Below are 12,946 nucleotides of genomic sequence, written 5' to 3'. Positions count from 1 at the left end.
TGAGCCTCAGCCGTCCAGCGCGGCCTTGATGCGGGCCTCGTCGATCCGGTCGTGCTCGGCGATAACTACCAGTTGCGTGCGGCGAGGTTCGCCCGCACGCCAAGGGCGGTCGTATTGTGTGCGGACGCGGGCGCCGACCGCCTGGATGAGCAGGCGCATCGGCTTGCCGGTGACCGCCGCATAGCCCTTCACGCGAAGAATGTCGGCGCTGCGGGCGAGCGCCTCGATCTTTGCGGTCAGGTCCGTCGGGTCGGCGATCTCGCCAAGCTCGACGACGACGCTGTCGAAATCGTCATGCTCGTGATCGTCCTCGCCGTCGTGATGCGACGGGCGGCTGGCGATATCGTCCTCGGCCGCGGCGTTGAGGCCGAGGATCACGCGCGGATCGATGATGCCGTCGGTCAGGTCGATCACCGGGAGTGGTCTTGCGGACTCCGCGGCGATGACGGCGCGTGCCTTGGCGACGCCTTCGGGGCCGGCGAGATCGACCTTGGTCAGCAGGACAAGATCGGCGCAGGCGAGCTGATCCTCGAATACTTCCGAGAGCGGCGTCTCGTGATCGACGCTTGGGTCGGCGGCGCGCTGGGCCTCGAGCGCGGCCACGTCGGGGGCGAAGCGGCCCGCGGCGACGGCTTCCGCATCGGCGAGCGCGATGACGCCGTCGACGGTGATGCGCGAGCGGATCGCGGGCCAGTCAAACGCCTTCAGCAGCGGCTTGGGCAGCGCGAGCCCGGACGTTTCAATGAGGATGTGATCGGGGCGCGGGTCGAGCGCGAGCAGCGCCTCCACGGTCGGGATGAAGTCGTCGGCGACGGTGCAGCAGATGCAACCGTTCGCCAGCTCCACGACGTTCTCGGCCGGGCAATCGGGGATCGCGCAGCCCTTGAGGATGTCGCCGTCGATCCCGAGCGTGCCGAACTCGTTGACCACCACCGCGAGCCGGCGACCGTTCGCGTTGCGGATCAGGTGGCTGATGAGCGTCGTCTTGCCGGCACCCAGGAAGCCGGTGACGATGGTGACGGGGACCTTTGAAAGATCGGACATGATTATTTCCTCGACGTCTGAAGCACACGCACGCACGACCTTTCGGCCGCACGCGTTCGTCGCTCAGACGGAGTACCGTGCCGCGACCATCCCCTGGATCGTAGCAAGAGCGACCATAACGCTGGCAGGTCTCCTGGCTCGCGGGTCGAGGCTCGACGTACGCCTTCCCAGGTTTCCCCAGTGGCTGCCCTCCGAAACGAAGGACGTGTGCGTCTCGCTCACCGCTTACAGTTGCAGGGACAGCCGCGGCATTGGGAGGACTCCTCCCGCACCGCATTCCCATTCAAGCCCTTTCGGGCACCGGCGCGATCTATGAGGTTCGGTGCAACCGAGCCTCGGGGGTGGGTTAGAGGACTTTCCGCCACGCCGCCAGCTATCCGTGTACGACCTCGATCTCATCGAAGCGTTTCCAGCGGTAGATGGCGAAGCTCAGGACCCAGCACAGCACGAACAGGCCGATGATCGCGAAGCCCAGGCCGTTGAAGTTCTCGCCGAGTGCGGCTGCCAGATCCCAGATGCCGCCGGTCAGGCCGAGCTTTGCGCCAAGCAGCGCGAGCGTCTCGATCCCGCCGATCGCTATCGCGACGATCGCGGAGATCAGCGTGATGGTGATGTTGTAATAAAGTTTGCGGATCGGCTTCACGAACGCCCATTCGTACGCGCCGAGCATGACGACGCCGTCTGCGGTGTCGACTAGCGCCATGCCGGTCGCGAACAGCACGGGGAGTACGAGGACGGTGCCGATCGAAAGCCCGTCTGCGGCCTGGCTCGCGGAAAGGCCCAGGATCGCGACCTCCGTGGCGGTGTCGAACCCGAGCCCGAACAGGAAGCCGAGCGGGGCCATGTGCCAGCTCCGCGTGACGAGCCGAAACATCGGTCGGAACAGCCGCGCGAGCAGCCCCCGGTTGCCGAGCAGCAGGTCCAGGTCCTCCTCGACATAAATACCGCCGCTGCGGACATGACCGAAGGTGCGCCAGACCGAGCGCAATATGATCAGGTTCATCGCCGCGATCGTGAACAGGAACACGGCGGAAGTGACGGTGGCGACCACGCCGCCGACCTGCTTGAACGCCTCGAACTGCGACAGCGCACTGGCGGTGAGCGCGATCGCGACGGCGGCGATCAGCACGATCCCCGAATGGCCGATCGCGAACCAAAAGCCGACCGCGATCGGCCGCTGGCCGTCCTGCATGAGCTTCCGCGTCACGTTGTCGATCGCGGCGATGTGATCCGCGTCGACGGCGTGGCGCAGACCCAGGCCCCAGGCGAGCAGCGCCGTGCCGAGCATCAGCGGCTGCGCGTGGAACAGCGAGAACGCCCAGGACCACGCCGCGATGTTGGCCACGATCAGGCCTAAGAACATCCAGCCGATGCGCTTGCGTGTCGAAACTCGCGTCGGTCGCTCAATCGTTAAAGTCGTCATGCAATAGCCCCGCAGCGTCCGACGAGGACGGGGGCCTGCCGCGAACGGCCGGGCCATACGACGACCGGACGCCATGAGCGGCCGACGCACGACGCCGATGCGGCCCCCGCCACATGGTCGTCGCTCAGCCAGTGTCACGCAGGCGGCGTTCACCGTGCCTCGGTCACCCCCTGGACCGGGACAAGAGCGACCAGACGCCGGCAGGTCTCCTGGCTCGCGGGTCAAGGCTCGGCGCACCGCCTTCCCAGTCCTTTCGGCCCAGTGGCTGCCCTCGCAAAGAGGGCTCGTGCGCTTCGCTCGCCGCTTACAGTTGCAGGGACAGCCGCGGCATAAGACGGCGAACCGTCCGCACCGCATTCCCAATCAAGCCCTTCCGGGCGCCGACGCGATCTAGCGAGCCACCGGTAGAACCGGCCGCTCGGACGTCGTGCTAGCCGGGTTCGTGCCGGGTGCCAATCGTCCTTTGCGGGTGCCGCCGTCGTTGCCAGCGCAGCACGCCGGTTACGAACAGCGCGATCGGGACGATCCCGGCGGCGAAGGCGAGGACGCGTCCTGGCAGTCCGAACGCCTCGCCGCCGTGCAGCGGGTGGAGCCAGTTCATCACGATGTCGCCGCGTGTCTCGGCGAGGCCGTCGCGGGTCGCGAGGATGGCGCCGGTATAAGGATCGAGCCAGACGTTGGTGCGCGGAAAGCGGCGGCTTGGCTCGCCGTCCTGTGCGAGATTGATCCGCGTGGTGCCGGTCGGCGAGGCGGGAGTTTCGATCCAGGCGAGTGCGGCACCGGGAAAGCGGCGCTCGGCAACTGTGACCAGTCGGTCGACGGGAAGGCGGTCTCCGTTCGGAAAGACCATCAGCGGCGGCATCTGATATAGCGGTGAGGCGCGGGCGATTACGGAGCGCGTCTGGTCGGGGAGGTCTAGCATCACCCCGGTCGCGGTGACGACGAGCAGCAGGACCGCGCCGGCCACACCGATCAGCTTGTGCCAGTCGTACAGCCGGCGGATCGGCGCGGCGTCGCGCTTGAAGCGGAGCGCGCGCCACCAGCCGCCGGGGCGCGGCCACCATGCCCAGATCCCGCTGGCGATCATCAGCAGCATGACGATCCCCGCAATCCCCATGACGATGCCGCCGGGTTTTTCCAGCAGCAGCCGGTAATGCAGGTCGTAGATCCAGGTGACGATCGTATCGCCCCAGAAGCCGGTGCGGATCGTTGTCAGCCGCACCGGGTCGATCCAGGCAAGCAGGGGCGCGAAGTCGCGACCGGTGGTTTCCTTGGGCTTATAATAGCGGACCGGGATCGCGCCGCCGTCCGTCGTCACCTCGATCCGCCATGCGCCGGTGCGGGCGGGATGCTCGCGGTGGAGCGTGTCGACGACCGCCTGCCACGATACCGACCGCGCACCGTCCGGTATCGCGCGCAACGCCGGGCTGAGCGCTGCGTCGATCTCCGGATAGAAGACGAGGATGCTGCCGGTCAGCCCGGCGAACGCGAACAGCGCGCCGATCGACAGCCCCAGCCAGAGGTGGATGCGCCGCACGATCACGCGCAGCGGTGGCCGGCGTGTCATCAGAGCGTCAACCGGACCGCGCCGAACAGCGATCTTGGATCGGCCGGTGCGTGGAGCCGCTGCGTGCCGTCGTACCAGACATATTCGTAGCGCTCGTTCGCCAGGTTCTTGAGTTGCGCGGAGATCTCGATCGTCGGCGTCAGCTTGTACGCTACCTCCGCGTTGAGCACGACATAATCGCCGTAGCGTCCCTGCGTGTTGGCGGGGTTGAGTTCGTAGCTCGACTGGCCGTTGCCCCATAAGGACAGCCGGAGCTTCGGGCTGGGCGTAACGTCGAGCCCCCCTGAAAAGACGTTCTGCGGGACGTGGTCGATCGCATTCCCCGCCTGCGACGGAGTGGCCGGGTCGGGTGTGACGATCCACGCGGTCTGGTGCGAATAGCTGCCCCAGAGCGCGACGGTGCGGACCGGCTTCACGTCGAGCTGCAGATCGATGCCGCGCCGCCGCGTCCGGCCTAGATTGTCGACATCGCCCGACGGATCGTTCAGCCGTCGCTTCAGCTCGCCACTCGCGGTCTGCTGCCACAGTGCGACCCGGGCTTCGAGCCAGCGGCCGCGGGTCAGCTTCAGGCCCGCCTCATAGCCTTCGTTGATCGACGGCGCGACGTCAGTGGTTCGCGGCGCCACCAGATATGCACCCGAGCCCGCGCCGATCTGGAACGTGCGGCCGTAATTGGCGTAGGCGGTGACGCCGGTCACGGGCGTGATCGCGACGCTCAGCTTGGGCTGGCTGATCGTGCCGTAATCGTTGATCGGCGCGGTCGTGCCCGCCAGGCGATTGGTGAAATCGCCGGCGACGCGGTCGAGCCGCCAAGCGGGCGTGATCTTGAGCCAGTCGGTCGGCTCGATCACCGCCTGGAGATAGCCGCCATAGACGGTCAGCCCGAAATCCTGGTCGCGCGTCTGGCTGGTGAGGGTGCGGCGGTCGGACAGCCAGCGCAGGCTTTTATTGTCCTGCACCTGCACGTCGCCGCCCGCCTCGATCATCAGGCCGTGGAGGAAGTCGACCTGGGGATGATAATGCAGCGCGGCGGTCGCGCCATATTGCCATTCCTCGGTCAGGCGCCGCTGCTGCGGGACGCTCGCGGAAAAGCGGACATAGCGATCGTCGTCGAGGCTGTTGGCATAGCCCTTGGCGCTGAACGCAAGCGTGTCGGCCAGGTCGGAATCGAGATGCAGGCTGTATTGGCCGATCTTCCGCGTGCCGCCATCGGTGGCGGACACGGCGTAGGAGCGGGTGCGATCGGTATAGGCGTCGGCGTCGGTCAGATAGCCGGGTTCGTCGGCGGTTGCGGTCGAGTAGCGGACGATCGCCCCCAGGCGGGTCGACCCGAAATCATAGAACCATTTGCCCGCCAGGTTGAGGCGGTCGAGATCGGCATGGTCGCGATAGGCATCGGTCCGACGGTATCCGACCAAATAATTCTGGCTGAACCCGCCGCGTTCGACTCCGGCGGAGACCTGTCCGTCGACCGTTCCGAACGCGCCGCCGATCAGTCGCGCGTCGAGATAATTGCCGCCGATCCGCGTCAGGATGTTGGCGCTGCCGGCGATCGCGTTCAGCCCCCAGCGCGGATCGGCGGTGCCGCGGACCAGCTCGATCGCGGCGATATCGAGCGGCGAAACCATGTCGATTCCGGTCATCCCGCCGGCATTGTCGTTGCTGGGAATGCCGTCGATCATCAGCTTGACCGCGTTGATCTCACCTTCGCCGTTGAACCCGCGGATCGAGAAGCGGCCCGAGGTGGTACCCTGGTTGAAGTCGGTCAGCACGACGCCGGGCAGCCGGGCGAACAGCTCCCACGTATTGTCGACCGACTGGCGCTGCGCGATGTCGCCGCCGAGGATGTCGACCGATGTCAGGATCGTCTCGGTCGACCGTGCCATGCTCCGCGCGGTTACGACGACCTCGCCGATCGTGAAACGCGTGTCGGTGTCGGTAGGGGCTGGGGTAGGGGCGGTTGTCTGAGCGACGGCGAGAGGTGCTACGAGGCAGGCGGGAACGGCGAGGACGACGACCATCGCCGCCCCGAATGGAGGCGGAGTACGAAACATGTGCAGGAGCCTTCGACAGGCGCGCGACCGTGACGGCGCGCGCCGGCAAATGTGGCGAGCCGCATCCCCTCGGGACGGGCGGCTCGGGTCAGATGGTCGAGAGGGCTATCGGGGGGCCTCGCAAAGGCGGGCGCAGATAGGACGCGCGGACCGGCACCAACCGGCGGACGGGGCGGACGCCGATCGCCATGACGAACGCGATCGCCGCCACCAGCAGGGTCGCATCGACGCCCGCGAGTGCCTGCGCCGAGAGCCCGGAGAACGCGCAGGCCATCTCCGTCTTGCCGTGGCTGGTAGAAGGATCGTGCTCCGGCATGGCATGGCCGGACATCACGTGATCGCCCATGACCATGTCCGGCGACGCCGCGTTCAATGCGCCGGTTGTAGACGGGCCGGCCATCGACGGGGCGACACCCGAACACAGGATGATCGCGACGCGGCCGCCTTCGCCGGAGATCATGTAGCCCGAGGGCACCAGCAGCTTCAGCGCTAGCGCCGCCACGCACAGCCATCCCATTAGCAGCGGGCGGGACAGGATGAGGCGGCGCAGTGCGGACACCGCGTACCGGTAGACGGCATGCCCATGGCTGTCACTGTGACATCCTGTCCACGTGGTCGGGGGCGATCGGGGCTGGCGATAGGTCAGGAATTCTTTCGTGTGCGTGGACCCAGGCTCTCGCAGCGTTCGTTAACTGCCCAGAACTCCGACTGATAACCAAGGATTTGCAATGAGCGACCCCGCAGAGCGCAATCCCGGCAATGGTGGCGAAACCCACCAGCGCGCCGGCGGCGACGTGCCCGTGCTCACGACCAACCACGGCGTGCCCGTCTCCGACAACCAGAACAGCCTGAAGTCCGGCGCGCGTGGTCCCACGCTGCTCGAGGATTTCGTGCTGCGCGAGAAGATTTTCCATTTCGATCACGAGCGGATCCCCGAGCGGATCGTCCACGCCCGCGGTTCGGGCGCACACGGCTATTTCGAGGCGACCGACGACATCTCCGACCTGACCAAGGCGGCGGTATTCAAGAAGGGCACCAAGACCGAGCTGTTCACGCGTTTCTCGACGGTCGCCGGTGGCGCCGGTTCGGTCGACACCCCGCGCGACGTGCGCGGCTTCGCGGTCAAGTTCTACACCACCGAGGGCAATTGGGATCTCGTCGGCAACAACATCCCGGTGTTCTTCATCCAGGACGCGATCAAGTTCCCCGACCTGATCCATTCGGTGAAGATGGAAGCCGACCGCGCCTATCCGCAGGCTGGCTCGGCGCACGACACGTTCTGGGACTGGGCGTCGCTGACCCCGGAATCGACGCACATGCAGATGTGGGCGATGTCCGACCGCACGCTGCCGCGCTCGCTGCGGATGATGGAAGGCTTCGGCGTCCACACGTTCCAGCTGGTCAACGAAGAAGGCAAGTCGAGCTTCGTGAAATTCCACTGGAAGCCCAAGCTCGGTCTCCAGTCGACGATCTGGGACGAGACGCTCAAGTTGCAGGCCGCTGACAACGACTATCATCGTCGCGACCTGTGGGAAGCGATCGATACCGGCGATTTCCCCGAGTGGGAGCTGGGCATCCAGGTGTTCGACAAGGCATTCGCCGAGGCGCAGCCCTATGACGTGCTCGATTCGACTAAGTTGATCCCCGAGGAGGATGTCCCCGTCCGGATCATCGGCCGGATGGTGCTCGACCGGAACGTCGACAATTTCTTCGCGGAGACCGAGCAGGTCGCATTCTTGCCAACCAATATCGTGCCGGGGATCGATTTCTCGAACGATCCGCTGCTCCAGGGACGGTTGTTCAGCTATCTCGATACGCAGAAGTCGCGTCTCGGGACGACCAACTTCCACCAGATCCCGGTCAATGCACCGCGCAACGACGCGCAGAACTTCCAGCGCGATGGGATGATGCAAACCAAGGTGCCGAAGGGCCGGGCGAATTACGAGCCCAACAGCCTGTCGGTGGTCGGCGAGGATGGTGGTCCGCGCGAGTCGCCAAATGGCTTCGTAACGACGACCAACCCGACCGGGGCGGACGAACAGGGCGACAAGCTGCGTATGCGCGCCGAATTGTTCGGCGATCATTACAGCCAGGCACGGCTGTTCTGGGTGTCGGCGACGGACAACGAGAAGGCGCACATCGCGTCGGCCTTTACGTTCGAACTGTCGAAGGTCGGCCTCGCGCACGTTCAAGAGCGCACCGTCGCCAACCTGCGCAACGTGAACGAGGAACTGGCATCGCGCGTTGCCGACGGTCTCGGGATCGACCTGCCGGCAGCTAACCCTGCCTTCCGCGAGCCGGTTGACATGAAGCCAAGCGACGCCCTGTCGATCCAGAAGTCGATGAAGGAGACGCTTGAGGGTCGCCAGGTCGGTATCCTGATCGCGGATGGCTCCGATGGCGCCGAGATCGATGCGGTCGTTAGCGCCGTCGAGGGCGCAGGCGGCAAGGCCGTACTGGTCGCGCCGAAGGTCGGTGGTGCCAAGCTCGCCGATGGCAGCAAGAAGAAGGCGCACGGCCAACTCGCGGGCAGCCCGTCGCAGATCTTCGACGCGGTCGCGGTGGTGCTCTCCGAGGACGGATGCAAGACGCTGCTCAAGGAAGGCGCCGCGGTTCAGTGGGTCATGGATGCGTTCGGACATCTGAAGGCGGTTGCGGCCAACGCGGCGTCAAAGCCGCTGCTCGACAAGGCCGGTGTTGAGCCGGATGCCGGTGTCGTTGATCTCGGCAAGATCGCGACGGCGGGCACGAAGCGCTACCGGGACCGTGAACCCAACGTCCGCACGCTGGCCTGATCGCCAGGGGGAAACCTAGGCGACTGAATAAAACCGGGGGTGCAGACGATGCGCCTCCGGTTTTTTTATCGATATCTTCGGCAGTTATGACCACGGCGCTATGGTGGCGGAACCCTGCTTCGGATAAACCGGCAAGAACGATAAAATACCGAAATTCAGGAGATCGCGATGTCGATGATCATCAATGGGGCGGCGGCCGAACCGCCAGTCGATCCGCGCGTTTCTTTGCTCGATTTCCTCCGCGAACATCTCCATCTGACGGGCACCAAAAAGGGCTGCAACCAGGGCGCATGCGGCGCCTGCACCGTCCTTGTCGATGGCGAACGGATCCTGTCCTGCCTGGCGCTGGCGGTGCAATATACCGGCCGGAGCATCACCACGATCGAAGGGCTCTCGACCGAGGGCGCGCTGCATCCATTGCAGCAGGCGTTCATCGATCATGACGGGTTCCAATGCGGCTATTGCACGCCCGGGCAGATTTGTTCGGCGATCGGTATGGCGAGTGAAGCCAAGCGCGGCTTGCCGAGCCATGTCACGGCGGATCTGTCCGCGTTCGTCACGCTGACGCGTGAGGAACTCCAGGAGCGGATGAGCGGCAATCTGTGTCGTTGCGGTGCACATAACGGCATCATCGACGCGATCGCGCAGACCGTCGACGCGGAGCGAACCGGCGTCGCGGAGGGGGTGGCATGACGCCGTTCACCTACGCACGCGCCGACGGCATTGCCGATGCGATCACGCTCGGCGCCGACCCGGCCACGGCCTATCTTGGCGGCGGCACCAATCTGGTCGACCTGATGCGCGAGACGATCGCCCAGCCCGATCGCGTGGTCGACGTCACCGGCCTCTCCGGCGAGATCGCCGAAACCGAGGACGGCGGGCTGTCGATCGGCGCCGCGGTCCGCAACACCGCACTCGCCGAGCATCCCGCGGTGCGCGAACGCTATCCCGTGCTGGCGCGCGCGATCCTGGCGGGGGCGTCACCGCAGATCCGCAACATGGCGACGGTCGGCGGCAATTTGCTGCAACGCACGCGGTGCACCTATTTCTACGATACCGACGGCTCGCACTGCAACAAGCGCCAGCCCGGATCGGGATGCGATGCGGCGGGCGGGCTCAATCGGATCCATGCGATCCTCGGCGCCTCGCCCGCCTGCGTCGCGACGCATCCTTCGGACATGTGCGTCGCGCTCACCGCGCTCGATGCGATCGTGCACATCGATGGCGTCGCAGGGGCGCGCACGCTGCCGTTCGCCGAGCTTCACCGCCTGCCCGGTGACCATCCGGACCGCGACACGGTGCTCGCACCGGGCGACCTGATCACCGCGATCACAGTGCCGCCGATGCCGTTCGCGACCAACTCGACCTACCGGAAGGTGCGCGACCGGGCGAGCTATGCGTTCGCGCTGGTGTCGGTGGCCGCTGCGTTGCGGATCGACGATGGCCGGGTAGGCGACGTGCGGATCGCGCTGGGCGGCGTCGCGCACAAGCCGTGGCGCGCGCTGAAGGCGGAAGCGATCCTCCGCGGTGCGGTACCGAGCGAGGCGCTGTTCCGCGAGGCGGCGCTGGCCGAACTGGCCGACGCGCATCCCTTGCGCGACAACGGCTTCAAGATCGAACTCGTCAAGCGGACGCTGGTCGCCGTGCTCGGCGATCTCGCAGGAGCAAGCGCATGAGCATCGTCGACAGCGTCAAGGGCGCCGCGCAAGCCGTGGTGCAGGGCGCGATGGAGAAACTCGTGCCGCTGGCACCCGACAGCTGGATTCCAGGGGGCGTTCCCGATCCGTTGATCCGCCGCCAGCACGGGCTGATCGGTACGCCGGTGTCGCGTCTCGATGGCGCGGCCAAGGTGCAGGGTGCGGCGCGCTTTGCCGCCGAGGTGCCGCTGCCGGGGATGGTCTATGCCGCGCTGGCCTATGCGACGATCCCGCGCGGGCGGATTGCGCGGCTGGATACGGAAGCTGCCGAGGCCGCGACCGGCGTCGTGCTGGTGATGACGCATCGCAACGCGCCACGGATGAACCGGCCTGCGGTGTTCGGCTCGTCGCCGACCGCTGCCGGCCCCGCCGACCTGCCGATCATGCAGGACGACCGGATCCACTGGAACGGCCAGCCGATCGCGGTGGTGCTCGCCGAGACGCAGGAGCAGGCGGATCATGCCGCGTCGCTGATCGTCGCGGACTATGCCGCCGAACCGGCACTGACCTCGTTCGACGAGGCCAAGGCCGCGGGGGCGGAACCCGGCGCGTTCATGGGACAGGCTTTGCAGGCAGAGGTCGGTGATGCGGAGGCGATGCTCAAGGCGGCACCGCACGCGGTCGATAACGTCTATCGGACGCCGCGCCACAACCACAATGCGATCGAACCGCATGCCTCGACGGTGGTCTGGGATGGTGATCGACTGACGATCCACGATGCGAGCCAGCTGGTCACCGCGGAGGCCGCGACGATCGCCGACGTGTTCGATCTTGCCGCCGACCAGGTCCATGTCCTGTCGCCCTATGTCGGTGGCGGCTTTGGCGGAAAGTGCCTGTGGGATCACCAGATCCTCGGCGCGGCTGCGGCGAAGCTCGTGCAGCGGCCGGTGCGGATCGCGCTCAGTCGCGAGGGTGTCTACCGGATCGTCGGTGGCCGCACGCTGACCGAACAGCGCGTCGCGATCGGCGCTGCCGCCGATGGCCATTTCCAGGCAATGATCCACGCAGGCACGACCGCGACGACGCCGCACAACGACATGCCCGAGCCGTTCATCGTCGGCTCGAAATCGGGTTATGCGGCGGACAGCGTGAAACTGTCGGTCGAGGTCGTCCGGCTCAACATGCTCGCCAACACGTTCATGCGTGCGCCCGGCGAGTCGGTCGGCACCTTCGCGCTCGAATCCGGCATTGACGAACTTGCGGTAGAACTCGGTATCGATCCGATCGACCTCCGCATCCGCAACGAGCCCGAAACCGATCCGCTTTCGGGTCTGCCCTTTTCTTCGCGGCATCTGGTCGAAGCGTGGCGTGCGGGCGCGGAGAAGTTTGGTTGGGACCAGCGGTCGCCCGAGCCGGGCTTGCGCCGCGACGGCGAGTGGCTGATCGGGATGGGCTGTGCGACCGCCACCTATCCCTATTACCGGATGCCGGGCGCTGCGGCGCGGATCACGCTGTCGGCAGCGGGGACGGGGGCCGCGACCGCGATCGTCGAAGTGTCTGCACAGGAGATGGGGATGGGCACCGCGACGACCACGACGATGGTCGCGGCCGAGCGGCTTGGCCTGCCGATGGAGGCGGTCGACGTGCGCTATGGCGACTCGGTCATTCCCGGCGCGATCCTCGCCGGCGGATCACAGCAGACCGCGGCGATTGGTGCGGCGGTGATCGCCGCGCACAATGCGCTGGTAAGTGAGCTGCTCAAGCTTGCCGGGAACGACTCCCCGCTTGCCGGGCTGTCGGTGGACGAGGTCGGCAGCGACGATGCGGGCCTCGCCAAGCTCGACGATCCCACGCGCCGCGAGAGCTATGCGTCGATCCTGGGTCGGGCGCAGCGGGACAGCGTGACGGTCACTGAAGAAGCGTCGCAGCCGCTCGAAATGATGCACTGGTCGATGCATTCCTATGGCGCGATGTTCTGCGAGGCGCGCGTCAACAGCGTCACCGGCGAGACGCGCGTCAGCCGCTTTCTGGGCTCGTTCGACACCGGGCGTATCCTCAACCCCAAGACCGCGCGCAGCCAGTTCCGCGGCGGAATCATCATGGGCCTCGGCATGGCGCTGATGGAGGAGACGCAGTTCGACGAGCGCAACGGCCGGATCATGAACCCGAGCCTCGCCGAATATCATGTGCCGGTGCATCTCGACGTGCCCGAGATCGATGTGATCTGGACCGACATCGCCGACCCGCACACGCCGATGGGCGCGCACGGGATCGGCGAGATCGGCATCACCGGCGTCGCCGCGGCGGTCGCCAATGCGGTCTACAATGCCTGCGGCAAACGCGTTCGCGACCTGCCGATCACGCTCGACAAGCTGCTCTAGCTTCTCACCTGCGTATCCTCCTCCTGGCGGGAGGATCGAGGCGAG

The 12,946-nt window shown here is 66.4% G+C and carries 9 protein-coding genes and 2 riboswitches; of the genes, 4 read left to right on the top strand and 5 right to left on the bottom strand.

Going from position 1 to position 12,946, the window contains the following annotated elements:
* Positions 1–6: 6 nt before the first annotated feature.
* The 5 genes from cobW to C8J40_RS07160 form a co-directional block, all read right to left on the bottom strand.
* Positions 7–1,044, bottom strand: a complete 1,038-nt coding sequence (cobW, locus tag C8J40_RS07180) for a cobalamin biosynthesis protein CobW (protein ID WP_132896419.1) — start codon at positions 1,042–1,044, stop codon at positions 7–9.
* A 105-nt stretch (positions 1,045–1,149) separates the two neighbouring features.
* Positions 1,150–1,364: riboswitch (cobalamin riboswitch) on the bottom strand.
* A 53-nt stretch (positions 1,365–1,417) separates the two neighbouring features.
* A complete protein-coding gene (locus C8J40_RS07175) occupies positions 1,418–2,407 on the bottom strand; it encodes a HoxN/HupN/NixA family nickel/cobalt transporter (RefSeq protein ID WP_132896641.1) in 990 nt (329 codons plus the stop codon).
* Positions 2,408–2,648: 241 nt separating this feature from the next.
* Positions 2,649–2,867, bottom strand: a riboswitch (cobalamin riboswitch).
* 30 nt (positions 2,868–2,897) lie between these two features.
* The gene (locus tag C8J40_RS07170) at positions 2,898–4,034 is read right to left on the bottom strand and encodes a PepSY-associated TM helix domain-containing protein (RefSeq protein ID WP_132896418.1); all 1,137 of its coding nucleotides are present in this window, start codon (positions 4,032–4,034) and stop codon (positions 2,898–2,900) included.
* A complete protein-coding gene (locus C8J40_RS07165) occupies positions 4,034–6,088 on the bottom strand; it encodes a TonB-dependent receptor (protein ID WP_243693248.1) in 2,055 nt (684 codons plus the stop codon). The genes C8J40_RS07170 and C8J40_RS07165 overlap by 1 nt, the downstream gene beginning before the upstream one ends.
* Before the next feature lie 88 nt (positions 6,089–6,176).
* Entirely contained in the window at positions 6,177–6,647 is a 471-nt protein-coding gene (locus C8J40_RS07160) for a hypothetical protein (RefSeq protein WP_243693247.1), read from the bottom strand.
* 169 nt (positions 6,648–6,816) lie between these two features.
* On the opposite strand from C8J40_RS07160, the gene C8J40_RS07155 reads away from it, so the two are divergent.
* The 4 genes from C8J40_RS07155 to C8J40_RS07140 all read left to right on the top strand — a co-directional run bounded on the left by C8J40_RS07155 (position 6,817) and on the right by C8J40_RS07140 (position 12,901).
* On the top strand, positions 6,817–8,883 hold the full coding sequence (locus tag C8J40_RS07155) for a catalase (RefSeq protein WP_132896417.1): 2,067 nt from the start codon (positions 6,817–6,819) through the stop codon (positions 8,881–8,883).
* Positions 8,884–9,051: 168 nt separating this feature from the next.
* Positions 9,052–9,576 (top strand): 2Fe-2S iron-sulfur cluster-binding protein, encoded by a 525-nt coding sequence (locus C8J40_RS07150; RefSeq protein ID WP_132896416.1) that lies wholly within the window; start codon positions 9,052–9,054, stop codon positions 9,574–9,576.
* The gene (locus C8J40_RS07145; protein WP_132896415.1) at positions 9,573–10,559 is read left to right on the top strand and encodes a xanthine dehydrogenase family protein subunit M; all 987 of its coding nucleotides are present in this window, start codon (positions 9,573–9,575) and stop codon (positions 10,557–10,559) included. Before C8J40_RS07150 ends, C8J40_RS07145 begins: the two co-directional genes overlap by 4 nt.
* Entirely contained in the window at positions 10,556–12,901 is a 2,346-nt protein-coding gene (locus C8J40_RS07140) for a xanthine dehydrogenase family protein molybdopterin-binding subunit (protein ID WP_132896414.1), read from the top strand. The genes C8J40_RS07145 and C8J40_RS07140 overlap by 4 nt, the downstream gene beginning before the upstream one ends.
* The last annotated feature ends 45 nt before the right edge of the window (positions 12,902–12,946 follow it).

The organism is Sphingomonas sp. PP-CC-3A-396, from assembly GCF_004343105.1.
Classification (GTDB): domain Bacteria; phylum Pseudomonadota; class Alphaproteobacteria; order Sphingomonadales; family Sphingomonadaceae; genus Sphingomonas.
The sequence above is the reverse complement of the archived record's forward strand: the minus strand, read 5'-3'. Positions and strand labels throughout refer to the sequence as shown.